Source organism: Mycobacterium triplex, from assembly GCF_000689255.1.
Classification (GTDB): Bacteria; Actinomycetota; Actinomycetes; order Mycobacteriales; family Mycobacteriaceae; genus Mycobacterium; species Mycobacterium triplex.
The window spans coordinates 114,160-138,606 of record NZ_HG964446.1 but is presented as its reverse complement, the minus strand read 5'-3'; the positions used below and the strand labels follow the sequence as shown (position 1 = coordinate 138,606).

The window sequence follows — 24,447 nt, the reverse complement described above, 5'->3', positions numbered from 1 at the left end:
TGTCCGCGCGCTTAATAGGCGGATTCGGAAGCCAAAATCTCGGCCAGAAACGCGTCCGCCGGCGGCCGGTCCAGCCTGGCATGTGCCCACCGGCGGATCCGGTCGCGGGTTTCGCGGGTCTCGGTCGTGTCGGCTCCCACCAGCACCGCGGTCGCCGTCCAGTCGTGATCCCAGGCGGCGGACTCGGTCATCGGCTGCCCGTCGGCGTCGACCAGCGGGAGCGTCGCGCGGCCCTCGCCGTCCAGCACGCCGGCACCGCTGATCGCTCCGGACTGCAAACGCACCGCGATGCCCGACGGCAGGTCGGGCCCGATGATCGCCGCGCGTATCAGCGCGCCGAACGCCTCGATGCTCCAGTCGACGGTGTTCTCGCCGGCGTCGAAGATGGCCGGGGGCACCGCGGTCCAGTTGATGGACGCGACGCCCCGGGCGATCGACGAGCCGCGGGGGCCCGCGTCAGCACCCGCGGCCAGGGCGTAGTCGTCGCGACGCCCGTTCGGTATCGTCAGCACGACACCCGAATCATCAAGAGCAGCAATCAATTCCGACCACGCATCGTCGTCAACCCCGACCTCGTCGGCGAGCTCGGCACCAGCGCGCACCAGGTTCGCGATCCGTGCGTCATCGCTGCGGACGTGGGTGAACAACGCCGCGGCGTGCGGGGCGAGCAGCCCGGTCACGTCCGAATCCAGCGTGTCGTCGGTAAAGAAGTCCTGCGCACCGGCGGTCAGCACCGCGACCTCGACGTCGAGCAGCGCGCGGTCCAGGCCGGCGATCCCGTCCCGCTGACTCGCCGGCCACCAGCGCCGCAGCCAATGCCCGACGGCCAGCCGGCGCAGCCGATCGACCGAACCCGGCACGATGTCGACGTCGCTGCGCTCGATGCCGGCGTCCGCGGAGTCGGCGGCAGCGGCCAGCGCGACATGACCGGCCTCACCGAACACCCGCCACAGCCAGTCCGCACGCGACAGATCGGTGAAGGTGATCTGGGTTCGCTCTTCGCCGGGCGGATCGTCGATCGTCCAGGACAGCACGGCGCCACTGACTTCCAGCACCGCCGCCAGCGGGGTCGCAGCGGTGGCGGGTCCGAGGGTCCAAAGACCGGACTCGGCAACCAGTTTCATCCCGCCACCTGCAATTCCAGCATCGACTTGATTCGCTGCCGGTGATCGAGGCTCACCGATCGCGCGACCCCCTCCAGCAGTGACCGCATCTCGTCGACGTCGTCGCACGGCTCCTGCCAGACATCGCGGCCGTGCAGTCGCGCCCACAGGCGGCTCAGGTAGGGCGGCGCGTATGCCGCGAGGTCGTCGACGACTTGGCGCTGCCGCGGATGCATCGGGCCGCCCTCGGCGAGATAGCGCCGGGCATGCAGCACGTATGCCTCCTTGCGCAGTCGCGCCTGAATCTGCGCCGCCAGCGCGTAGCGGCTGGAGGCGGAGCGGTCCAGGGGCGCCAGCTCGACCGCGACCTCGATGCCGGCCACCAGTGTGGCCTGTTTGTCCTCGGACAGCAGCCCCCAGGGCGCGCAGGCGCGGTCGACTTCTTCTTCGCACAGCAGCGGGATGTCGGGCAGGGCGTCGCGGTCCAGGGCGCGGCGCAGCGTCGCGCGCACCCGGTCCACCACGCTGCGATCCAGCGGCCGATCGCCCTCGACCCCACCGGCGATATGCGGGGGCCGTTGCGGGACAACCGAACTCAATCCCAGCTTGGCGATCGACCAGGGCAGCTGCGCGGATTCGACACGGACTAGTGCACCCAGGTTGTACGGGGTGGTGTCGCTGATCATCGCCGACCAGACCCGCTGGCGTGCCGTCGCGGCGCGGTGGCCGTGCGCGGGCCCCAACACCGTGCCGAGTTCGGCCAGGAACGGACCCGTCACGGTATCGCCCGGGCGCACGTCACGCCAACTGCGTTCGAGCTGCTCGGTGAGCGTGGCCACGACATCCTGGCCGGCCACATACTGATGCAAGACTTCGATCGCGGTGCGGTCACGGCCCTGGTGAATCTCGCCGAGTACGGCGGCCGCGGTCTCGCGATCTTCCGGTGCCGGTGCACCTTTGGTGACCGCCAGCTCGTAGCAGACCGGGAAGTAGAGCTCCTGGGCGTTTCCGGAGCGGATCCGCTGCCTGCGGCGCTCTAGCTTGAGGACCTCGAACCATGCTGCGGCGGCGCGTAATTCGGATGCACTGCCCACGATCAGCTCGTGCATGGCCGCGGCCGTCTCGGGGGCGACCACCGGGGCCGAATACTGGGGGTTGGACCGCAGCCGCAGCACCAACGGGTCGATGATGCGTTTGACGGTCCGGGTCAACGGGCCGCCGTCGTCGCTGCTGAGCACCTCGACGCCGGGCCCGATCGCCCGCCACGCCGCCTCGATCACCGCCCGGCGTGGATGGCCTGCGGCCACGGCGGTGGCCAGCTGCGGGTCCGCGCTCATCAGCACAGGATAGGGGCATTTCACGGATACCCCTAGCCGAAAAGTTGGGTTCGGTAGCCGCCGGGCACCGAGACCCTGGATGCATGAAGAAGCTGAAGACATTCCTGCCCGGGGCCGGGCGTTTGGCGTTCTGGCGTCGTGGCAGCGATGCCGGTCGTACCGTCGGCGTGGGCACCGTGCGCGAGGTCGCCGGCGAGCGACAGGTATTCATCGAGGTGGTCGCCGTGTCGGGTGAGACGTTCATCGGCAGATTGGCGCGCGGCGAGGATGAGCTGGACTCCTCGGTGCTGCGGCCCGGACTGGTCGTCCTGGTGGCGTTCGATCCCGCTGCCCGCGAGCAGCTTTCGCTGCCCGACGACGTGTTGGCGGTGCATGCTTCGTGGTTGGCCGCGGTCTGAGGGCTAGCGTGCGCCGTCGACTGCGAAGGTGACCAGCGCGGCCCAATACAGCGGGTTGGCGGTGAGGTCTCCGTCGCGCCAGCGCCGCAGCTGTTCGCGCTGCCATCGATTGACCGCGGCCCCCGCGTCGTCGGCCTCGTGCGCGCGGTCGACGGCGACGACCACGGCGGCCATCGGATCGGCGTCCGCAGCGGCGAATCGGCGGTAGGCGGCGGTGGTGGGCAGCGACCACAGCGTGGCCGTCACCAGCTGTGCGCCACCCAGAATCACCGCCGCCACCAGACCGGTCGCCTCGTCGAATCGATAGTCGCCGCCCGAACCGCAGGCCAGCAGGGCCACCCGCGGCGGCATGGGCAGCCGCAGCGACATCAGGTCCGACGCGGTCAGCGGACGATGGTCGCCGATGGTGTCGGCGTCGCCTCGGGCCGCGGCGGTACAGGCCAGGTGCAGTGCCGCGCGGTCGGCCGCCGCTGCGTAATCATGCTGTGCGTCAGCCGAACTCGCGTGGCCGACGTAGAACAGTCTGCTGGGCTTCTGTGCCAGCATGGTGGCCAGCCAGTCGCGGTCGGCGTCCGGACGCCGGAACAGGTCGACTGCCCCGTCGGTTCCGGGCAGCACTGCGCGCTGGCCCATCAGTTCGGCAAAGTGTTGTGCCAACCGCGTTTCCGCTGAAGGCCTGCCGAGCACCGACCCCAGAGCGGAGTCGGGGCGTTGGCCGGGCACCCGCGGGTCGAGCACCAGGACCGGCGGGCCATCTTTGCGGTCATCCCAGCGCGCCGGTGTACGCGGTGCGTGCACGATGTTCGCCGGCACCGCCATCAGTACGTCCACCAACTCCGTCAGCCGGTGGCCGTCGGTGTGGTCACCGATATTCGTGAGCTGCCAAGGGATCCGGGCCGCCACCCGTCCGCTGGCCGTGATGGCGTCCTGGCGGGCGCGCACCAATTCCTCTTTGCTCGGGCCCGATTTCGGCACCGCTAGCAGGCCCCAGGGGACGCGCGCCAAACGTGCGCTGGGCGCCACGAATAGGGTGGCGCGCGGCGAGGCCACGCACTCCGTCAGCAGCTGCCAGGCCTGCGTCGAGAGCAGCAGCACGCCCAGGATGTAGGCGACGGTGAGTTCGGTGTCCGGCTTCGCGAAAGGCCCGGTGGCCAACGCGCGCTCGATGGCGTCGCGCCGGCTCTCGCTGCCGTGCGGCTCGGGGATGGCGTCGATCAGCTCTTCGGTGGCCGCCAGCAGCAGCGGCTCCTCCACCACCCAGGTGACCGTTCGCGACGGCTGCCCGACGACCCGCAGGCTGCCGTAGGTGGCGATCCCGACGTCGGCGTACCGCAGGACCAGCGTGAGCGGGTCGCTCATGGCCAGGTCGACCAGGCGGGCTCGGCGGAGGTGACATCGCGGCCGTAGCGCTGCAGCGCCAGTGCGCGATAGTGACTCATGATCGGCGGGCTGTCGGGCTGCATCTGCAACGGCGGCAACGGCCCCAGCCGGGTGAGCGAACGGCCGCCACCCGCCGGCGGGCCGGCCGCGGCGAGCGCCGGCTCGAGCTCGGTGTCGACGAGCACCGTGGCGGTGGCCGTCGATGCCCACTCGCCGATCGCCGGTCGCTGCGGGTCGGTGTCGAAAGTGCCGCGCGCGCTGTGGTATTCGACTAGTTCACTGATCAGTTGGGTGTTCTCCCACTCGTACGCGACGGCGAAGGCGCCGGCCAGGATGGGCGCCGAGATGCTGGTCGCCCAGCGAGCTCTCGCGTCGGCGTCGGCGATCGAGAAACGCACCGAGTCGACCGCGAGGGCGGCCGGGACCTTGAGCTCCGCGGCCTGTTCGAGTTTGGTCATGGCGCGGAAGTATTCTTCAGTGCCGGCCTCGCCCTTCAGGATGCCGAGTCCCTCGGCCTGCCGGGCCTCGGTTTCCTCCAGCGTTTCATCGGGATCGCCGGAGCTGTCGAATCCGAGGTCCGCCAACGCATCCGCGCGCCACACCGTGCCGAGGTGGCTGTCGAGTTGGGCGTACTGCAGCCAGCTGCTGCGTGGCGAGGAGTCGAGCAGTTCCCGGGCCTGGGCGATCAGCTCGACCGCATCGGCGAACCGGCTCCAGAAGATTGCTATCCAGCTGCGCTGCAACAAGATTCGGTGCAAATGTAACGGCTTTCCCAGCTCGCGCCAGTACCGCTCGGCATGCTCCCAGCACTCGTCGGCGGCTTTCAGTTCACCGACCGCCAGCCGGGTGAGTCCCATGTACAGCCAGCACCGGGCGACGTCGTGTGCCCGCTCGTATCGTGCGATGACGGGGTAGGCCTGCAAGACCAGCTGCTCGGTCGTCGCGTGGTCACTGACCAGCCAGCGCGCCGCCGCGCGCTCCAATTGTGTGCGGGCCTCGGCTAATTCCCATCCTCGCGCCTTTGCCCTGGCCCCGGCGCGACGCAGCCAGGGCTCGGCTTCGGTGAGCCGCCCGGTCTCGACGCAGAATCTGCCGTAGGCGGTGCCCGCGGCCACCCGTAGTTGGTCGTCGAATTCGTCGTCGCCCAACCGGTCGATTGCGCCGAGCACTTGCTCCCACAACGGAACCGACCGTACATGCAGGTCGTCGTCGCACAGTGCGGCCGCGCACAGCAGCCGCGCGTGAATGATCAGGCGGGCATGCTCCTCGGCCAGCTCGGGAAACGCGCTGTCGGCCTGGCTCAACTCGGCCAGCGCCGACGCGGCGCCCTCGTGATCGCCCTGCGCGGCGGCCACGCCGGTCCGCAGCAGCTGCGCTCGTCGGGAATAGCGACGAATCATGCGCGCCACGTCGGGCGCCGGCATCGTCGTCGTTTCCAGTCTGGTTCCGGCCATGATGCCGGAGTAGATCTCCAGGCAGTCGCGGATGCGCCGGATACACTCGTGCACGCCGTCATTCGCGCCGCGTGCCAGGTAGATCTCGCCCAGCTGCGCGAAGACTTCCAGGATGTCCTCGTCGCGGTCTTCGGCCTCGATCGCCGGGACCAGTGACAGCAGCAGGTCCCGGGCGCCGGTCTCGTCGGCGACCAGTGCCAGGCGGCGGGCACGCTCTAATTCGCCGGAGATCGACACGGCTGCATCATAAGTCCGGACAGCCCGGTGCGGCGGACGCGTGAGTGAGGCACGTCCGCCGCCCGGAGTGAAACCGATTAACCGCACGTCACCTTGATGCTGAAGTCCTTGGTGATCATCCCGGCCATCGGGTTTTTCAGGTCGGCGCCCTGCGCCTGACCGGTGATGGTGTAGGTCTTGCCGTCCACCGCCACGTTGGCCGACCCGACCTTGGCGCCCATGTTGTCGGCGACCGACAACGCGTTGCCGTCGACCACCAGGGCCAACGACTCGACCTTCGGGGTCGCCTCGTCGGTCATCACGACGGCCAGCGCCTGCTGGGCACCGCCGGTGGAACCGCTACCGATGTTGATCTTGCCGCCCTGCTTGACACAGGTCACCGACGCCGGGTTCACGCCCGCAAGGTCGGCGCCACCGACCTTGACCTGTGCACCGCTCCCGGAGGCGACGCTGGGGGCGCTGCTCGATGCCGGGCTGGCGGTGTGGCCGCCGCTCGAGCAGCCCACCACGGCCGCTGCCACACCGAGGGTTCCGACCGCGCCCACGAGAAGACGTTTCACTGCTGTTCCTTCCTTCATGCGCCGCCCCGTTGGCGTCGTCATGGGTGCAAGTACAGAACGCCGCAGTCGCTACCGATCCCAATATTTGGTTGCAGCCGGTAGGCTCCGTCGGCGGGGACCTGACGAAGGAGAGATCCGATGGCCAGCGTGAGGTGGCTGGAAACGCCTGAGGCACATGACTTTCCGGCGGCAGCCGACTACCTGGACCTGCTCGCCGATCCGCCCACGGTCAAGAAGCTTGCGAAGCGGCTGCAGGCCGGGGCCGTGACGCACAAGAAGGCCAAGGACATCCTGCGGGCCGCGCAGCTGAGCCTGTTACCTGTTGATAACCCGCACGTCGCCGCGGATCTCACCAAGATTGAGAAAGGCGTTGCGCTGTCGCCGATCCTGTTGATCCGCGGCGACATCGTGACAGGTGTTCCGTTGCAAATCGCCGACGGCTACCACCGCGTGTGCGCGAGCTATCACACCGACGAGAACACCGACATTCCGGTAATCCTGGCCAGACTGACCCACCAGCAGTAGCGCGGCCGGCGAATGCTTGAGTGTCCTTGTGATCGAGATTCAGGCTTTGAAAAAGGGGACAGCTTCGGTGCGGGTGTTGACGCTGTCGTCGGGGCGCGTCAACGCCCTCGATGTGGAAGTGCTCGAGGAGCTGACCCGAACCTTTCGTGAACTGCAGGAGTCGGGCAACGGCCCGCTGGTCATCACCGGTGCGGGCCGGGTGTTTTCCGCCGGGGTCGACCTGAACCGGGTGGTCGAGGGCGGCAGCGCTTACACCGATCGGCTGGTTCCGGCGCTGTCCGACACATTCGACGCGTTGTTCGGCTTTCCGTGGCCGACGGTGGCGGCCATCAACGGTGCCGCGATCGCCGGCGGGTGTGTGCTGGCGTGTGCCTGCGATCGTCGCCTGATCGGCCCCGAGGCGGGGATCGGCGCGGCCGAGGTCCGCGTCGGCGTCTCTTTCCCGGTCGCCGCGCTGGAAGTGATGCGTTACGCCTGCGGGGAGCGCGCCGAGGAGGTGTTGCTCGGCGCCCGCACCTACAAGGGGGCCGATGCCATCACCCGCGGTCTTGCGCACCGCGTCGTCGCCGATGATCTGATCGAGGCGGCTGTCGCCGAGGCCGCGGAGCTGGGTGAGCTCCCGGTCGAGGCCTATCGCGACACGAAGGCTCAGCTGCGTGCCCCGGCCGTAGCCCGGATCCGCCAGGGTGGCGCCACCGATGCCGACGTCCGCCGGCTGTGGGGTTCCGACGCGACGCAGCAGCGCCTCGCCGCCTACGTGGAAAGCCTCAAGCGCCGCGACTGATCACTCGTCGAGCGCGACGCCGCCGCGGGTGCGCCTGCGCCGCATGCGATGCGAGCCCTTGCCCTCGGGGCGGCGGTTGCGCAGACCGCTGCGGGGTTCTTCGGTCTCGTCGTCGTCGCTCGGCTCCTCGGTCGAGGGCTCCGGCTTCTCCGCTGCGACGGCGTCGACAGCTTCGGCGGCGGGCTCGACGGGTTCTGCTGCCTCGGTTTCGGCTTCGGCTTCTTCCGCCTCGTCGCCGGCTTCTTCCGCGAGGACGGTCTCGGCTTCTTCATCGACGGCGGCCTCGGTGTCCTCCGCGTCGTCAGTGTTAGTGGCTTCCGCCTCGTCCGCCTTCTTGCGGCGCAGACGACTCTTCTTGGGCTTCTTCGCCTTGATGGGCTTCGGCGGAGGCGGCGGCAGCTCGGCGACAAACGACAGGTAGAACGCGAACATGCCGAGCAGGCCGATCGCGGCGGCGGCGCCGTAAATCCCGAACAGATACTGTCCGGCAGCGTCCAGGCTGAGCCAGATCTCACTGATCGCGGTACCGATGATCAGCACCCCGGCCAGCACGTGGCACACGATCGACCAGACCCTGATCGTCAGCGCCAGCTGCGGCGTGCCCAGCTCCGGCTTGCGGGTCCGCAGGTGGGTGAACACCACGGGCAGCGCGGCCAGGGCGATCAGCGCGCCCGCGCCGATCCGGCCCGCCATTCCCAAGCCGCGCGAAGTGTCGCCCATCAACTCGGACCAGCGGGGCAACACGCAGAGGAAATAGAGGACGCCGGCACCGATCGAAAACACCAAGTGCCACGGTATGGCGACCTTGCGCCCCATACGCCTCCCTCATATTGATGAGCCCACGCCAGCCTAAAGGCAGCCAAACCGATTCCAAACAACCGCTTGGCCGCGTCTGTCAACCGAGTGAACCCGATTTGCGGAGGATGCGGGATTTGAACCCGCGAGGGCTGTTAACCCAACCCGCGTTCCAGGCGAGCGCCATAGGCCACTAGGCGAATCCTCCGTGGCAATGGTAGCGGCTGGGTCAACGTGGAATGTCGGTCGGCGTCCTCGGCCGGCCCGCGGCAGGTATTACACTCGCCATGGACCCCGCGCGGCGTCTATCCTGTGAACTCCCCCAGGGCCGGAAGGCAGCAAGGGTCAATGGGCTCTGTCGGGTGCGCGGGGTCCCCTATGTGTGGGGGCCGCGCAGCCAGCGCTTATGCCGCGAGCCGGCCCGTCACCCTCCGGCGTTCGACTGCGAAAGGGCCCTCGAGAAGGCATGGTGGCGTTCGATTCCCTCAGCGTGCAAGAGCTCACCGCACTGCACTCGCGCAACCAGCAGGACTACGCGGAGCTGCAGGCCAAGAAGCTGCACTTGGATCTGACCCGCGGCAAACCGGCGCCGGAGCAGCTCGATCTGTCCAACCAGCTGTTGAGCCTGCCCGGCGACGACTTCCGCGACCCCGAGGGGACCGACACCCGCAACTACGGCGGGCTGCACGGGCTGCCCGGGCTGCGGGCCATCTTCGGGGAGTTGCTGGGCATCCCGGTGCCGAACCTGATCGCCGGGAACAACTCCAGCCTGGAGCTGATGCACGACCTCGTCGTGTTCTCGATGCTGTACGGAGGCGTGGATTCGCAGCGGCCCTGGAAGGACGAGCCGAGCGTCAAGTTCCTTTGCCCGGCTCCCGGCTATGACCGCCACTTCGCGATCACCGAGACGATGGGCATCGAGATGATCGTGGTCCCGATGCGCGACGACGGCCCGGACGTCGACATGATCGAGGAGCTGGTCGCCGTCGACCCTGCGATCAAGGGGATGTGGACGGTGCCGGTGTTCGGCAACCCCACCGGGGTGACGTACTCCTGGGAAACGGTTCGCCGGCTGGTGCAGATGCAGACGGCGGCGCCCGACTTCCGGCTGTTCTGGGACAACGCCTACGCGGTGCACACCCTGACGCACGACTTCCTGCGTCAGGTCGACGTCCTCGGGCTGGCCGCCGCGGCCGGAAATCCGAACCGGCCGTATGTCTTCGCGTCCACCTCGAAGATCACCTTTGCCGGTGCCGGTGTCAGTTTCCTGGGCGGATCGCTGGGCAACATCGCCTGGTATCTGCAGTACGCGGGGAAGAAGTCGATCGGCCCGGACAAGATCAACCAGCTGCGGCACCTGCGCTTCTTCGGCGACGCCGACGGGGTCCGCCTGCAGATGCAGCGCCACCAGCAGATCCTGGCGCCGAAGTTCGCGCTGACGCTGGAGATCCTCGAGGAGCGCCTCGGCGACTCCAAGATCGCGTCCTGGACCGAGCCCAAGGGCGGCTACTTCATCAGCCTCGACGTGTGGCCCGGTACGGCGCGCCGGACCGTCGCGCTGGCCAAAGACGCCGGCATCGCGGTCACCGAGGCGGGTGCGACGTTCCCGTATCGCAAGGATCCGGAGGACAAGAACATCCGCATCGCTCCTACCTTTCCGTCGCTGCCGGATCTGCGCGACGCGGTCGACGGCCTGGCCACCTGCGCGCTGCTGGCCGCCTCCGAGGCCCGGCTGGGCACCCCGGCTCCGAGCGTGAACTGACGCGCTGGGCGTGCTTCCCGGCGTTGGGTGTGCCTTTCCGGCGTTCGGTGTACGCGGAGGGCGGGCTCGCGCGGCGTGTCGCCGCCGCTGACGCACACTCGACGCCGCTGACGCACACTCGACGCCGCTGACGCACACTCGACGCCGCTGACGCACACTCGACGCCGCTGACGCACACCGGCCGCCGTGGATGCACCCTTGACGGGCGGTCGGGCTCTAGTCGCCGATCGCCGGTAGCCTGGGCGACCGTGGCTCTCTACCGCAAGTATCGACCGGCAACCTTCGCCGAAGTGGTGGGGCAGCAGCACGTCACCGAACCGCTGTCCGTCGCCCTGGAAGCCGGCCGGATCAACCATGCGTACCTCTTCTCCGGGCCGCGTGGCTGCGGAAAGACCTCGTCCGCCCGCATCCTGGCCCGGTCGCTGAACTGTGTGCAGGGGCCGACGGCCACGCCGTGCGGGGTGTGCGACTCGTGCCAGGCGCTGGCACCCAACGCGCCCGGCAGCATCGACGTGGTGGAGCTCGACGCCGCCAGCCACGGCGGCGTGGACGACACTCGCGAGCTGCGCGACCGCGCCTTCTACGCCCCGGCGCAGTCGCGCTACCGGGTGTTCATCGTCGACGAGGCGCACATGGTGACGACGGCGGGGTTCAACGCGCTGCTCAAGATCGTCGAGGAACCACCCGAGCACCTCATCTTCATCTTCGCCACCACCGAACCCGAGAAGGTGCTGCCGACGATCCGGTCGCGCACCCATCACTACCCGTTCCGGCTGCTGCCCCCCAGGACGATGCGGTCGCTGATCGGGCGGATCTGCGAACAAGAAGGCGTGATCGTCGACGACGCGGTGTTCCCGTTGGTGATCCGCGCCGGCGGCGGTTCGCCCCGCGACACGTTGTCGGTGCTGGATCAGTTGGTGGCCGGGGCCGACGACAACCACGTCACCTACCCGAGGGCGTTGGGGCTGCTGGGCGCCACCGACGTCGCGTTGATCGACGACGCCGTCGACGCGCTGGGCGCCGGAGATGCCGCGGCACTGTTCGGGGCGGTCGAATCGGTGATCGATGCCGGTCACGACCCACGGCGTTTCGCCACCGACCTGCTGGAACGATTCCGCGATCTCATTGTGCTGCAAGCAGTTCCGGATGCGATAAGCCGTGGCGTGGTGGACGGGCCGGAAGACGTGCTGGACCGCATGCGCGATCAAGCCGCCCGAATCGGCGCGGCGACGCTGACCCGCTATGCCGAAGTGGTGCAGGCCGGCCTGGGCGAGATGCGCGGCGCGACCGCACCCCGGCTGCTGCTCGAAGTGGTCTGTGCGCGCCTGCTGCTGCCCTCGGCCAGCGACGCCGAATCGGCTCTGCTGCAACGTATCGAGCGCATCGAGACCCGGCTGGCCATGTCCATCCCCGCCGGCGATACCGCACCGGCGCCCGCGAAGCCGCCGGCCGCGGCGCCGAAAGCCCAGCCGTCGGAGCCCGACGAGGCGCCGGCCGCCCGCACGTTTCAGCGTAGAACCGCCGAGCCTGCCGAGCCGCAGCGCGAGGCGGTCCCCGAGCCGGCCGCGGCGCCGCCACCGGATCCGGTACCGAATCCGGAACACGCCTCGGCCCCGGATCCCGAAACGGCTTCTGCCCCGGGCGAACTCAACGTTGCCGCGATACGGACCATATGGCGCGAGGTGCGCGACAAGGTCCGCGAGCGCAGCCGCACTACCGAGGTGATGTTGGCGGATGCCACCGTCCGGGCCTTGGACGGCGACACGCTGGTGCTCAGCCATGCGTCGGCGCCGCTGGCCAAGCGGCTGTCCGAGCAGCGCAACGCCGACGTCATCGCCGGGGCGCTCAACGAGTTGCTGGGCGTCAGCTGGCGGGTGCGCTGCGAGGCGGGTGGATCGGCGGCCTCGGTCGCGGAGCCGCCCGCGCGCAAGGGACCAACCCCGCCTCCCACTCGCCGGGGCGCGGCTTTGCCGCCCCCCGAGAACGAGCCTGCAGTAACCGATGCTGTCGCTGCGGAATCCGCTCAGCGGGACGAAGAGGAGCACATGCTCGCCGAAGCGGGCCGCACCGATCCGTCGGCGCCACGCCGCGACCCCGAAGAGGCCGCCCTCGAACTGCTGCAGAACGAGCTGGGCGCGCGCCGGATCGACGGCGGCTGAGCCTAAGGCCGCCACCAAGGGCGCAGCGGCAAGCTGTCGGCGCCGCGCCGCTCCACATTGGCGGCCAGCACGTGATGGAGCTGAAGGTTGTTCTGCTCGAACGCAACTCGTGATGCGGCCATGTACAGGCCCCACACCTTGGCGACGGGCAGACCCACTTCCTCAACCGCATCGTCCCAGTGCTCGACGAGGTTGCGGCACCAGTCGCGCAACGTCATCGCGTAGTGGTGGCGGAAGTTCTCGGTGTGCAGCACCTCGAAACCCGTGTCCTGGATGTCGACCATGATGCGGCCGGAACCGGTCAACTCCCCGTCGGGGAAGACGTATCGGTCGGTGAAGCCGCCGGCGAACGTGTGCTGCTCGTTGTCGTGGCGGGTGATGCAGTGATTGAGCAGCAGACCGCCGGTGCGCAACTTCGACTTCAGGAAACCGAAGTAGGCGCGGTAGTTCTTCACCCCGACGTGCTCGGTCAGCCCGATCGACGAGACGGCGTCAAAGCCGGACTCCAGCACATCGCGGTAGTCGGAGTGGCGCACCTCGGCAAGGTCGGACAGACCTTGGTCCTCGATCGCTTGTTGCGCCCACTTCGCCTGTTCGGCAGACAGGGTGGCGCCGATTGCCCGCACCCCGTGGCGGGCGGCGTAGCGCACCATGCCGCCCCAGCCGCATCCCACGTCGAGCAGCCGGTCACCCGGTTGCAGCCGTAGCTTCTCGAAAATCAGCCGGTACTTGTTGTCTTGCGCCTCTTCCAGCGTCGCGTCGGCGTCCGGATACACCGCGCAGGTGTAGGTCATCGACGGTCCCAGCACCCATTCGTAGAACGTGTTGGACACGTCGTAGTGGTGGTGGATCGCTCCCGCGTCGCGGGACTTGCTGTGCAACAACCCTTCTGCGAACCGGCGCCAGCGGGGCGGCGTTTCCAGCGCCGGCGGTGCGATCGGGACCAAATGCTCGATTCCGATCGAGCGGACCACCTGAGCCAGGGTCCACGCCGACGGCCGTTTGAAATCCACCCGGTCGGCCAGCATCCTGAGCAGCTCGTAGGGGTCGGCGGGGTGCACGCCGTGTGGCTGCAGGTCACCCGAGACGTACGCGCGGGCGATGCCCAGTTCGCCGGGCGCGGTCGCGAGGTAGGTCGCCCCTCGCGGCGAACACAGATCCAGGCCGAGTGTGGCGTCCGTGCTTCCGGCGGTGCTGCCGTCGTAAGCGGTGAACTTCAGCGGGTGCCCGCCGCTTGCGGTGAAGATCTCGAGCACCTCGGCCATGTTGAGCTTGCCCTTGGTGGAGTGGTCGGGCTCTTTGGTCGTCGTCATCGCCGTTGCACCGCCTTTGCATAGAGATCGAGCAGACGAGAGTCGGGATCGTAGGATTTCTTGACCGTCTTGTAAATCTCGCCGCCGTACAGCTGGTCGAATTCCTCACGTGTGTAAAAAGAGTCGGAGTACAACGACTTGTGCCCGTCGAGCTCGCTGACCTTCGCCTCGATCGCCCGGTTGGTGGTCCCCACGCCGTCGCCGGCGGGCACCGAGGACCAGAACCCGATGTTGACGTAGCTGTGGTCCGCCGGTATCGGATACAGCGGCCAACCCTCGTGATCGCGGAGTCGCAACGGGCACAGCCAAATCGGCGTGATCGGAACGTTGTCGAGAAACCACTCCAGGAATTCGCAGGATCGTCCGATCGGCACCTCGACGTCCTGGACCACCCGCTCCCGGGCCGGATTGCCACTGCGGGCTTCGATCCGGTCGGAGATCCCGAAGCGGCGGTCCATGGCCACCAGCTTGGAGTAGACGCTGCTGCGCCGGTAGCGGCGCGGCCACCAGCGCCGCAGTCGCGGGTTCTGCACGCCGAATGCGCGTGAGCACCAAAACCAGTCGGTGTCCCATCGCCAGAAGTAGTCGTGCATCGTCAGCCGGTCGTCTTTGGTGCCGCCGGTGGCGTCGTGCTGCATCGACTGGTAGTAGATCTTTTTGCCGGTGTAGTCGCTGACCGGTCCCGGGGTGGTGGTGCGTTTGCCCACGCACAGGTAGCTCTCGTCGGAACTGAAGACCACGCCGTCGAGGTAGTCGACCGGGACGCCGCCCTGCCCGCCGGTGTCGATGATGCGTTCGGCGGCCGCGACCAGCTCGGGCAAGGAGTGGAATCGGATGTGCCGCAACGCCACAAACGGCGCGATGGGTTCCAGCTCGATCCGGAGCCTCGTCGAATAGCCCAGTGTTCCATAGGAATTGGGAAACGCGCGGAACAGGTCGCAGTGCTGATCACGCGACGCGGTGAGCAATTCGCCGGCGCCGGTGAGGATGTCCATTTCCAGCACCGATTCGTGCGGCAAACCGTTGCGGAACGACGCGGACTCGATGCCCAGGCCGCTGACCGCCCCGCCGAGCGTGATGGTCTTGAGCTGCGGGACTACCAGCGGCGACAGGCCATAGGGCAGGGTCGCCGCGACCAAGTCCTCGTAGGTGCACATGCCGGCCACGTCGGCGGTGCGGGACTCGGGATCCACACTTAGCACGCCGGTCAGTCCCGACGTATCCAGGCCGCGCGCGTCGCGTTTAGTGCGGGCGCGGAACAGGTTTGACGTGGGCTTGGCGAGCCGGACCGCGGACGTCACGGGGATGGAACGATAACTCGCCATCAGCCGATCGACGCCCGACCTGTGAGCCGCGAGTGCAGATCCCGAACCTGGCACCACATATACCCTAGTCTTCGACCACACCCCGTGCACCCGCTCGCGAGCGGCATCACAACAGAGGAGTCGCGCCCGATGGCACAGGTCAGCGCCGCCAGCACCATCTTGATCAACGTCGAGCCCGGGGCCACGCTCGCCGCGGTCGCGGACTACCAGAACGTCCGCCCGAAGATCCTGTCCTCGCACTACAGCGGATATCAGGTGCTGCAGGGTGGGCAGGGCCAGGGCACCGTCGCCAAGTGGAAGCTGCAGGCCACCAAATCACGCAGCCGTGACGTGCAGGCCAACGTCGACGTCGCTGGTCACAGCGTCATCGAGAAGGACGCGAACTCGTCGATGGTCACCAACTGGACCGTCGCCCCGGCGGGCCCCGGATCCAGCGTGACCGTCAAGACCAGCTGGACCGGCGCGGGTGGCGTCAAGGGCTTTTTCGAAAAGACGTTTGCACCGTTGGGGCTGAAGAAAATTCAGGGTGAGGTGCTGGCAAACCTGAAGAAGGAGCTCGAGGGGTAGCCCTCAGCCCTGCGTCACCCCGGTGTGCAGGTACCGCCTGAGTTGTTCGCCGTACGCGCGCAGCGAATCGGCCGTCAGCATCTCCAGGTGGGTGCTGTCGACGGAGTAGGCGGCCAGCTCTCCGCCGACGTAAGGCCGCCAAAGCCGCTGCTGGGAGCGGGCCGCCCGCCCGGTTCGCAGTCCTCGCCACCGTGCCCTGGGCCGGTCGCTTCTGCCTCGGGCCGCGGCGAAGATGACCATGTCGCCGTCGTAGACACCGGGCACGTGGTCGGCCAGGCGCCGGTGGTTTGTCTTGACGCTGTGCACCATGAACTCCAGCAGCTGCTGGGGCGGCAGCGGGAGTGCGGCGCCGTGTTGATGCATCAGTTCCTCGGCCTGGCGATAGTTGAGCGGCCCGGACTGCATGGGTACGTCGATCCGGTTGGTCCGCAAGAGGTGTTCCAGGATCTGGCTCTCGTCGGGTGTCTGGTTCTTGGCGGCAGCCCGGTTGGCGCTCAGTTTCGTGATGAATTTGCCGGCGCTGAATACCGGGTCGATCAGCACCAGGCTCTGCACCACGCGGCCGCGGCGCTGCAGTTCGATCGCGAGTTCGTGCGCGACGACACCTCCGAAAGACCAGCCGAGAAGTCGGTAAGGCCCGTCGGGATAGCGGGCTTGGATACGGTCTGCGTAGTTCGCCGCCATGGCGTGAATCGAGGCGGGCTCGGCTTCGCCGTCGTGCGGGATTTGGTTGATTCCCACGATCGGGCAATCCACATACTCGCCCAGCGCCCGATACGACCAGCTCAGTCCCAGGCCGTCGTGAATGCAGCACAGCGGAGCGCCGGTGCCCCCCCGGAAGACCTCGACGGGGACCACCTCCGCGGCGCTGTCCTGCGTGCTCAGCTGCTCGCTCAGATTGCGCACCGACGGGGCATAGAACATGGTGCGCACCGGAAGGTGCACATCGAGAGCCGCGTTGATCGCGGCGATCACCCGCATCGCGGACAGCGAATCGCCACCGAGGTCGAAGAATGAGTCGTCGACCCCCACCCGCTCGATGCCCAGCACCTGCGCGTAGACGCCGGCGATGACCCGTTCGGTCTCGGATTGCGGGGGCTGGAACGGCGTCGCGGCGAACACCGGCGCCGGCAGTGCCTTGGTGTCGATCTTGCCCGACGAGGTCAACGGGAACTCGTCGAGCACCACGATCTGCGCCGGCACCATGTACTCCGGCAGTCGCGCGCTCAACCGCTGGCGCACCGCGCTGATCTCCATGTTGGTGTGGGGGTTGTTGGCATGGGCTGGAGCGTCGGCGGGGGGCAGGTACAGGTCGGTCAGCCCGGCGCCGGCGGAGATGAGGAAGACCGCGTCGAGGGTGCCGGGCTCGGCGCCCCAGGTGACCGCGACGTGGTAGCCGGCGTTTTCGCCGAGGCGGTGCAGCTGTTCGGGAGTGACGCTGTCGGGGGCCGCCACGGGCGCGATGAGCGCATCGGCCAGCGGCTGCCCGTCGGCGAGGGCGTGCTCGGTGCGGACGTCGGCGATCAACCCGGCGCGCGGGATCCCGGCGACGCGCACCGCCGCGGGACGCTGCGAGCCCAGGCGGGCGTGCAGTCCGAGCAGGCCCGCGCATTCGGTCCACGTCCAGGTGGGTGCGGTGGCCACCGAACGTACCGCTGCGGGCGTCTTGCGGATCACGACGTCGTAGCGGTACCGGTTGAGTTCGTTGTCGGCCAACCCGCGTTTGACTTGGATGTCGAGCCCGGCCGCCACCGCGTGCCCGGCGGCCCAGGTGGTGAAAAAGTTTGGTGCCAAAAGCAATTCGGGCTCGCTGACCACGGCGCGGTGGACCCGCTGGCGGATCTCCGCGGCGTCGGCCGTGGTGGTGTGCGCGAGTGCGACTCCGGTCTGGAAGGCGTCCTGCAGCGTGTGGTTGCGGATGTCGCCGAGGAACAGCGCGCCGCCCGGGGCCAGCAGCTCCATGGCACTGTCGATCAGATCGGCCAGGTACCCAGCGTTGGGGAAGTACTGGACGACCGAGTTGACGACGATGGTGTCGAAGTAGCCTCGCGGCAATCCGTCGGTGACGTGCGCGGGCCGGGCCAGCAGTTGGACCCGATCACGCCACGGGATCTGCAACCGCTCCAGCGAACGCGCGAGGTTGTCGATGGCCACCGGCGACATGTCGGTGGCGACGTAGCGCTCGCAATGCGGGGCGATCTGGGAGAGCAGCAGACCGGAACCGGCGCCGACCTCCAGGACTCGCCGGGGCCGCAGCGCCATGATCCGCTGCACCGTGGCCGCCCGCCACTCGACCATCTCCTCGAGCGGGATCGGTTCTCCGGTGTAGCTGCTGTTCCAGCCCCGGAAGTCCATGCCGAATTGCGGGACGGCGTCTTGACCGTCGTACAGGTCGTCGTACACGCCTTGCCACTGTCCGACGATTTCGGCGTCGTGGTCGGCGGTGCTGGTGCGCCGCAGCGTGATGTAGGCGACGAGGTTCTCGCCGGCATCGCCGTGGTGCACGGTGGTGACGGCCTGGGTGACCTGCGGGCAATCCAGCAGGGCGCTCTCGATTTCGCCGAGTTCGATGCGGTAGCCGCGGATCTTGACCTGCTCGTCGGCGCGCCCGACGTAGCGTAGCTGCCCGTCGGGGCCCCAGCACACCAGATCGCCGGTGCGGTACATCCTTGTCGGCGGTGCCCCGGCCTCGACAAACGGGCAGGACAAAAACCGCGACGCGGTCAAGCCGGGCCGGCGCACATATCCGTCGGCCAGCCCGGCACCGGCCACGTACAACTCACCGACCACCCCGGCCGGCACCTGCCGTAACCACTTGTCCAGCACGAAGAACGCCAGATGCGCCAACGGGCCGCCGATGGGGCTGACCGCGTTGTCGACGTCGCCGTCGACGAGCTCCCGGAAGGAGGCGTGCACGGTCGTCTCGGTGATGCCGTACATGTTGATCAGGCGTGGTGAGCCCGGATGACGCTGCAGCCAACTCCGAAGACGCTGCGGCTCAAGGGCTTCACCGCCGAACACCACCGTCTGCAGCTCCAGCTGCCTGGCGAGCCCGGGCTGTAGCGAATCGGCGGTTTGCAGCGCATAGAACGCCGTCGGGGTGCGGCTGAGCACGCCGACGCGCTCAGCGGCCAGTAGCGCGTGGAAGTCCTCGGGCGAGCGGGCTACCGATTCGGGTACCACCACCAGCCGTCCGCCGTGCAGCAGCGGGCCCCAGATCTCCCACACCGAGAAGTCGAACGCCAGCGAATGGCATTGTGTCCAGGCCTGTTTCATCTCCAGCTCGCCCTGTAGCGAGTGCAGTAGCCGGGTGACGTTGTGGTGTGGTACGGCGACACCCTTGGGAGTACCGGTGGTGCCCGATGTGTAGATGATGTAGGCGACGTCATCGGGGGCCGGCATCGGCAGGGCAGTGCCGGGGTATCCGGAGATGCGCGGGTCGTCGACCGATACGACCGTCAGGTCGTGCCCGTCGAGCCGGTCGGACAGCGCGGCGGTGGTGACCGCGGTGACCGGCTTGGCGTCGGCAACCATGAACGCGATCCGGGAGTCGGGGTGGGCCGGGTCGATCGCCAGGTAGGCCGCGCCGGTTTTCAGCACCGCCAGGATCGCGATGATCGCCTCGGTGGAACGGGTAAACAGCAGTGCCACAGTCTGTCCCGGCCCTGCCCCGTGCGCGGTCAACAGATGAGCCAACCGGTTCGCGTCTTCCTCGAGCTCGCGATAGGTCATGGACAGACCCGCGAAGGTCACCGCCAGCGCCTCGGGCGTGCGTGCCACTTGTTCGGCCCACCGCACCGGAATCGACTCGGCTTCGAATGCGGCCCGACTCAACACCGCGCGGTTGCCCCAATGGTCCAGCCGCGCATGCTCGTCGGCCTCGAGCAGATCGGTCGCCGACAGTCGCCGGGTTGGGTCGGCGGTCATGGCCACCAGCACCCGCCGCAGTCGCTCGATCAGTGCGTTGATGGTGTCCGCATCGAACACGTCGGTGCGATACTCGACCGTGCCGCCGATTCCGGCGGGCTCACCGGCGTCGCCCCAGTGTTCGGCGAGGTGGAAGACTAAATCCATTCGGGCAGTTTGGGTGTCCATCGGCAGCTGGGCGACCTGTAGATCCTCCAGTTCCAGGCCGGTGGCGGGATTGGCCTGGTGCCCGGGGGCGCTCTGCCAGGCCAGCATGACCTGGATCAGCGGGTGATGGGTCAGGGAGCGAGTGGGATTGAGCCGCTCCACCAGGACTTCGAACGGCACGTCTTGGTGCTCGTAAGCGGCCAGGCTGCGCCGACGAACCTGGCCCAGCAGCTCGGCATAGGTGGGATCCCCGGCCACCTCGACGCGCAGCACCAGGGTGTTGACGAAGAAGCCGACCAGCTCGTCGAGGGCAGGGTCGCGGCGCCCGGCGATCGGGAAGCCCACCGCCACATCGGAACTCGCGCTGACGGCCGAGAGCAGCACCGCCAGGGCGGCCTGGATCACCATGAAGCTGGTCGCGTTGTATTCGCGGGCGATATCGCGGATACGCTGTTGCAACTCGGCGGGCCACTGTAATGCCACGTTGCAGCCGCGGTAGTCGGCGACCAGCGGGTAGGGCCGATCGGTCGGCAGCTGCAACCGCTCGGGCATTCCGGCCAGGGCATGCTCCCAGTAGGCCAACTGGGCGGCGATCGGGCTGTCGGCGTCGGCCAGCTCACCGAATTGCTTGCGCTGCCACAGCGTGTAGTCGACGTACTGCACCGCCAACGGCGCCCGCTGCGGATCCCGGCCGCGCCGTCGATTCCGATAAGCCTCGCCGATATCCCTGGCCATCGGCGCCAGCGACCAACCGTCAAAGGCGATGTGGTGCACCACAATCCCGACGTAGTGTTCCTCGGCCGACACCGAGTAGATCTGCGCGCGAATCGGGATCTCGGCCGACAGATCAAACCGGTATTTCGCCAGTGCCACCATCTCGGCGACCATGTGGTGGCGCGCCAACGGTAACACCGCCTCCCCGCCGCGCCGCCACATTCCCGGCGTGGCCGGTAGCACCTCCTGGTATGGCACACCGTCGATCTCGACGAAGATGGTGCGCAACGCTTCATGGCGGGCGATGACGTCGTCGAGGGCCGCGTCCAGTGCCTCGATGTCCAATGCCCCGGCGATCCGGAAGGCGGTCGGCATGTTGTAGGTCGCCACCCCGCCCTCGAACCGGTAGAGGAACCACAACCGGGATTGAGCAAACGACAGCGGGACCAGCGCCGGTCGCTCGCCCGCGATCAGCGGCTGACGCCGGCCGGCTGCGCCGATGCGGGGCGCCAGCTGGGCGACGGTGGGGGCGTCGAACAGGGTGTGTACTTCGACGTCGGCGTCGAGAGCGGAGTTGATGGCGGTGATCAGGCGCATCGCCGACAGGGAGTCGCCACCCAGGTCGAAGAAGGAGTCGTCGGTGCCGACGTGGTCGACTCCCAGGACCTGGGTGTAGATGCCGGCCAGGATTTCTTCGACGGCGGTGGCGGGAGCGCGGTAGTCGTCGCCGGCGCGGAATTCCGGAGCGGGCAGCGCGCGGACATCGAGTTTGCCGTTCGGGGTCAGCGGCAGGCTCTCGAGTACCACGACGGCGGCGGGAATCATATAGGCGGGGAGTTTGTCGGCCAACGCATTTCGTAGCGCGCCCGGGTCGGCCGTCCCGGTGACATACCCGATCGCCTGGGTGGTGCCCGGCCCGTCTTCGCGGGTGACGGCGACGGCCTGTTCGACGCCGTCCAAACTGGCCAGGGCCGTTTGGATCTCGCCGAGTTCGATGCGGTAGCCGCGGATCTTGACCTGCTCGTCGGCGCGCCCGACGTAGTCCAGCTGCCCATCCGGATGCCAGCGCACCAGGTCGCCGGTGCGATACATCCGGGCGCCCCGCTCGCCGAAGGGGCAGGCCACGAATCGTGACGCCGTCAACCCCGCCCGGCGCAGGTATCCGCATGCCACGCCGTCGCCGGCGACATACAACTCACCGACTACCCCGATGGGCACCGGGCGCAGCCAGTCGTCGAGGACGAACAGTGCCGCGGTGGAAACCGGCCCGCCGATGGGCGCCGCTCCCGACCCCGCGGTCAGGGGCGCGCTCATCGAGGCGTAGACGGTGACTTCGGTGGGGCCGTAGGCGTTGATCACCACGCGCCCGTCGGCCCATTGGTCCACGACATCGGCCGGGCATGCTTCCCCGCCCAGCAGCACCGCCACCGAGTCCAACCGGCTTGGCGTCAATGCCGCTGCGGCCGACGGGGTTTGGGTCAGGACATTGACGCCTTCGGTCGCCATCAGCTGGTGGAAGTCGTCGGGTGAGGCGGTCACCGACTCCGGCACCACGACCAGCCGCCCGCCACCGAGCAGGGCCGCCCAGATCTCCCACACCGAGAAGTCGAAGCCGTAGGAGTGGCATTGCGTCCACACCTGTGCCAGTGGCAGGTGCGCGGGTGCCGAACTGGCCAGGTGCGCGAGGTTGCGATGAGACACCGCAACACCTTTGGGGACTCCCGTGGTACCGGACGTGTAGATCAGGTACGCGATATCGTCGGGCGATGGGGCCGCTGGTGCGGTGGCGGGTTGGGCACCCACCGCGGGGTCATCGATCTCGACGATCCGGACGCCGCAGCCGTCCAGGCGCGGCCGCAGCTCCGCGGTGGTGATCGCGACGGCCGGCCTGGCGTCGTCGAGCATGAACCCGATTCGCACGTCCGGCAGGGCCGGGTCGATCGCCAGATAGGCCGCCCCGGCCTTGAGTACCGCCAGCATCGCGACGATGGCCTCGGGGCAGCGTGAAAACAGCAGCGCCACAGACTGTCCCCGCACCGCCCCATGGGCGGCGATCAGGTGCGCCAATCGGTTAGCGGCCTCATCCAGCTCCCGGTAGGTGTGGGAACGTCCCTGGAAACTGACCGCCACCGCGTCCGGGTCGCGCTGGACATGTTCGGCGAACAACTCGGGGATCGACACGAGCGCGGGGGCGCGCCGGGCCAGCGTCACCCGGTTGCCCACCTCGTCCATCAGTGCCTGCTCGTCGGCGTCCAACAGCTGAATCGAGGACAACCTGCGGGTAGGTTCGGTGGTCATGGCCCGGAGCACGTCGTGCAGTTGCAGGATCAGGGTCTCGATGCTGTCCGCGGCGAAGACGTCGGTGTTGTATTCGACGCGCAGGCCGAGTTCGTTGCCCGGCATGGCTTGGAGCGTCAGGGGGTAGTGGTTGTATTCGCGTGCGGTCATCTCGTTGATGGCCAGCCCGTCGACGCCGGCCAGGTTGGCGGCATCGACGGGATAGTTCTCGAACACGAAGAGCGTGTCGAACAGTTGGTCGTGTCCCGTGACGCGGTGGATCTCCGCCAGCGCGAGGTGCTGATGCTCGAGGGTGCGGTTGTTGGCGCGGTGCAGTTGGTTGAGCAGGTCGGCGGTGGTGGTCAGCGGCGTGCAGTTGGCGCGCACCGGGACGGTGTTGATCAGCAGGCCCACCATCGTCTCGGCGCCGGGGAGCTCGGTGGGACGGCCGGAGACCGCGGTGCCGAAGGCGACGTCGTGCTGGCCGGTCAGCCACATCAGCAGCTGGGCCCAGCCCACCTGCAACACGGTGTTGAGGGTGGTGTGATGTGCGCGGGCCAGGCCGTTCAGCGACTGGGTCATCGATTCGCTGACCCGCGACGTTTGTACGCCGCGTCGCCCCAACCCGATTCGCGCGGGCGGGCCCACCAGAGTGGGAATCTCGAAGTCCGCGAACGCCTCTCGCCAGGCCTCTTGCGCGGCAGCGATGTCGCGTTCGGCCAGCCAGGTCACGAAGCGGCGGTAGGGCGGGGGTGCGGGGAGGCGATGCCCGAAATAGCCGGCGAAGATCTCCTGCGCCAGGATCGGCAGCGACCAGCCGTCGAGCACGATGTGGTGGTTGGTCAACATCAGGCGATGGCGGTCGTTGGCGGTGCGGATCAACGCGACCCGGAATGCCGGGGGCTGCGTCAGATCGCAGACCGCGGCGCGTTCGGCGGCGGCCACCCGTTCGACCGCCTGTGCATCGTCGCCGAGCTCGATGTATTGCCAGGCCGGCACCGGATGGGCCGGGATGACCTGGATGGGCTCGTCGAATTGGGGGCAGAACCGGGCGGCCAGGTTGGGGTGCCGGCCGAGCACGGTTTGTACGGCCAGGCGCAGCCGGTCGGGGTCCAGCGGGCCGGTGATGGTGATGCCCAGCTGCATCGCGTAGACATCATCGTTGTTGCCGCGGATTGTGTTGGCGTGGAACAGCAGTCCTTGCTGCAGCGGGGTGAGGGGCAGGATATCGGCGATGCGGTCCTGTTTGCACAACTCGTCGATCTGCTGCTGGTCCAGGCGCGCCGGGACGATATCGGATGGGGTCAGTCCACCTCCACCGCGTCGGACGTGAGCGCAAATTCCCGCCAGGGCGTCGAACCACAGTTGGCTGAGCCGGCTGATCTGCGGTCCGTCGATTGCCGACGGCGCCCAGGTCCAGGTGGCGTTCAGGTGTGGACCGGTCTCGGTGTCCAGCGTGCTGGCGTTGAGTTCGACGGTGTGCCCCAACGGCATTGGAACCGCCGAGGACGCCGCGGCGATCGAGAGACCATCCTGACTGATTTGCCACAGGTCGTCGGACAGCTCGGCCGCGCCGCCGAGTCGCCCGAGATAGTTGAACCCGATCACCGGGTCCGATCCGGTCAGGTCCACGTCGTGGTTGAGGTAGCGCAGCAGCCCGTAACTCAGTCCGTCGGGCAGGGC

Annotated in this window: 15 protein-coding genes, 1 tRNA gene and 1 other RNA gene (1 of these 17 only partly in view); 7 read left to right on the top strand and 10 right to left on the bottom strand. The window is 68.3% G+C overall.

Translation table 11 applies throughout. The features are described from left to right. Positions 1–11: 11 nt before the first annotated feature. Entirely contained in the window at positions 12–1,124 is a 1,113-nt protein-coding gene (locus BN973_RS00530; protein WP_036465241.1) for a hypothetical protein, read from the bottom strand. Continuing rightward, complete coding sequence (locus tag BN973_RS00525; protein ID WP_036471879.1) at positions 1,121–2,440, bottom strand: hypothetical protein; 1,320 nt, start codon at positions 2,438–2,440, stop codon at positions 1,121–1,123. The genes BN973_RS00530 and BN973_RS00525 overlap by 4 nt, the downstream gene beginning before the upstream one ends. Positions 2,441–2,484: 44 nt before the next feature. Between BN973_RS00525 and BN973_RS00520 the strand changes: the two genes are divergently transcribed. Continuing rightward, on the top strand, positions 2,485–2,838 hold the full coding sequence (locus BN973_RS00520) for a hypothetical protein (protein ID WP_036465239.1): 354 nt from the start codon (positions 2,485–2,487) through the stop codon (positions 2,836–2,838). 3 nt (positions 2,839–2,841) lie between these two features. On the opposite strand, the gene BN973_RS00515 is transcribed toward BN973_RS00520, so the two are convergent. The 3 genes from BN973_RS00515 to BN973_RS00505 all read right to left on the bottom strand — a co-directional run bounded on the left by BN973_RS00515 (position 2,842) and on the right by BN973_RS00505 (position 6,469). After that, positions 2,842–4,197, bottom strand: a complete 1,356-nt coding sequence (locus BN973_RS00515) for a CHAT domain-containing protein (RefSeq protein WP_036465237.1) — start codon at positions 4,195–4,197, stop codon at positions 2,842–2,844. Then, positions 4,194–5,909 (bottom strand): hypothetical protein, encoded by a 1,716-nt coding sequence (locus BN973_RS00510; protein WP_036465236.1) that lies wholly within the window; start codon positions 5,907–5,909, stop codon positions 4,194–4,196. Before BN973_RS00510 ends, BN973_RS00515 begins: the two co-directional genes overlap by 4 nt. Positions 5,910–5,986: 77 nt before the next feature. Continuing rightward, entirely contained in the window at positions 5,987–6,469 is a 483-nt protein-coding gene (locus tag BN973_RS00505) for a lipoprotein LpqH (RefSeq protein WP_036465234.1), read from the bottom strand. A 138-nt stretch (positions 6,470–6,607) separates the two neighbouring features. Between BN973_RS00505 and BN973_RS00500 the strand changes: the two genes are divergently transcribed. Continuing rightward, positions 6,608–6,994, top strand: coding sequence for a hypothetical protein (locus BN973_RS00500; protein WP_036465232.1), 387 nt, complete (start codon positions 6,608–6,610; stop codon positions 6,992–6,994). A gap of 16 nt (positions 6,995–7,010) precedes the next feature. Continuing rightward, positions 7,011–7,778, top strand: a complete 768-nt coding sequence (locus tag BN973_RS00495) for an enoyl-CoA hydratase/isomerase family protein (RefSeq protein WP_139830088.1) — start codon at positions 7,011–7,013, stop codon at positions 7,776–7,778. Here the strand turns inward: BN973_RS00495 and BN973_RS00490 are convergent, their stop codons facing one another. Continuing rightward, positions 7,779–8,594 carry a hypothetical protein gene (locus tag BN973_RS00490; RefSeq protein ID WP_036465228.1) on the bottom strand — a complete coding sequence of 272 codons (816 nt, stop codon included), beginning with the start codon at positions 8,592–8,594 and terminating at the stop codon, positions 7,779–7,781. Positions 8,595–8,695: 101 nt separating this feature from the next. Further along, a tRNA-Ser gene (locus tag BN973_RS00485) sits at positions 8,696–8,781 on the bottom strand. A 78-nt stretch (positions 8,782–8,859) separates the two neighbouring features. Between BN973_RS00485 and ffs the strand changes: the two genes are divergently transcribed. The 3 genes from ffs (at position 8,860) to BN973_RS00475 (ending at position 12,494) form a co-directional block, all read left to right on the top strand. Next, an RNA gene (gene ffs, locus BN973_RS30215) (signal recognition particle sRNA small type) lies at positions 8,860–8,954 on the top strand. A gap of 88 nt (positions 8,955–9,042) precedes the next feature. Further along, on the top strand, positions 9,043–10,335 hold the full coding sequence (locus tag BN973_RS00480) for an aminotransferase class I/II-fold pyridoxal phosphate-dependent enzyme (protein ID WP_139830089.1): 1,293 nt from the start codon (positions 9,043–9,045) through the stop codon (positions 10,333–10,335). Between the two features lie 248 nt (positions 10,336–10,583). Beyond that, entirely contained in the window at positions 10,584–12,494 is a 1,911-nt protein-coding gene (locus tag BN973_RS00475) for a DNA polymerase III subunits gamma/tau (protein ID WP_036465225.1), read from the top strand. 2 nt (positions 12,495–12,496) lie between these two features. Here BN973_RS00475 and BN973_RS00470 read toward each other — a convergent pair whose 3' ends face one another. Together BN973_RS00470 and BN973_RS00465 are read right to left on the bottom strand one after the other, a co-directional pair. Further along, positions 12,497–13,807, bottom strand: a complete 1,311-nt coding sequence (locus tag BN973_RS00470) for a class I SAM-dependent methyltransferase (RefSeq protein WP_051641051.1) — start codon at positions 13,805–13,807, stop codon at positions 12,497–12,499. Then, positions 13,804–15,132 carry an FAD-binding oxidoreductase gene (locus BN973_RS00465; protein WP_198048875.1) on the bottom strand — a complete coding sequence of 443 codons (1,329 nt, stop codon included), beginning with the start codon at positions 15,130–15,132 and terminating at the stop codon, positions 13,804–13,806. Before BN973_RS00465 ends, BN973_RS00470 begins: the two co-directional genes overlap by 4 nt. A gap of 129 nt (positions 15,133–15,261) precedes the next feature. Between BN973_RS00465 and BN973_RS00460 the strand changes: the two genes are divergently transcribed. Next, positions 15,262–15,699, top strand: a complete 438-nt coding sequence (locus tag BN973_RS00460; protein ID WP_036471877.1) for an SRPBCC family protein — start codon at positions 15,262–15,264, stop codon at positions 15,697–15,699. Between the two features lie 3 nt (positions 15,700–15,702). On the opposite strand, the gene BN973_RS00455 is transcribed toward BN973_RS00460, so the two are convergent. Continuing rightward, positions 15,703–24,447 carry the 3' portion of a non-ribosomal peptide synthase/polyketide synthase gene (locus BN973_RS00455; protein ID WP_462138148.1) on the bottom strand. Its footprint extends 21,168 nt past the window's final position, so 8,745 of the gene's 29,913 nt are visible here — the last part of the coding sequence; its start codon lies off the right edge, out of view; the stop codon is at positions 15,703–15,705.

Excerpts from the sequence above, each read along its gene's own strand:
- BN973_RS00515 (WP_036465237.1), bottom strand. The coding sequence starts at position 4,197 with ATGAGCGACCCGCTCACGCTGGTCCTGCGGTACGCCGACGTCGGGATC.
- BN973_RS00460 (WP_036471877.1), top strand. The coding sequence starts at position 15,262 with ATGGCACAGGTCAGCGCCGCCAGCACCATCTTGATCAACGTCGAGCCC.
- BN973_RS00500 (WP_036465232.1), top strand. The coding sequence starts at position 6,608 with ATGGCCAGCGTGAGGTGGCTGGAAACGCCTGAGGCACATGACTTTCCG.
- BN973_RS00470 (WP_051641051.1), bottom strand. The coding sequence starts at position 13,807 with ATGACGACGACCAAAGAGCCCGACCACTCCACCAAGGGCAAGCTCAAC.
- BN973_RS00465 (WP_198048875.1), bottom strand. The coding sequence starts at position 15,132 with ATGGCGAGTTATCGTTCCATCCCCGTGACGTCCGCGGTCCGGCTCGCC.
- BN973_RS00525 (WP_036471879.1), bottom strand. The coding sequence starts at position 2,440 with ATGAGCGCGGACCCGCAGCTGGCCACCGCCGTGGCCGCAGGCCATCCA.
- BN973_RS00490 (WP_036465228.1), bottom strand. The coding sequence starts at position 8,594 with ATGGGGCGCAAGGTCGCCATACCGTGGCACTTGGTGTTTTCGATCGGT.
- BN973_RS00530 (WP_036465241.1), bottom strand. The coding sequence starts at position 1,124 with ATGAAACTGGTTGCCGAGTCCGGTCTTTGGACCCTCGGACCCGCCACC.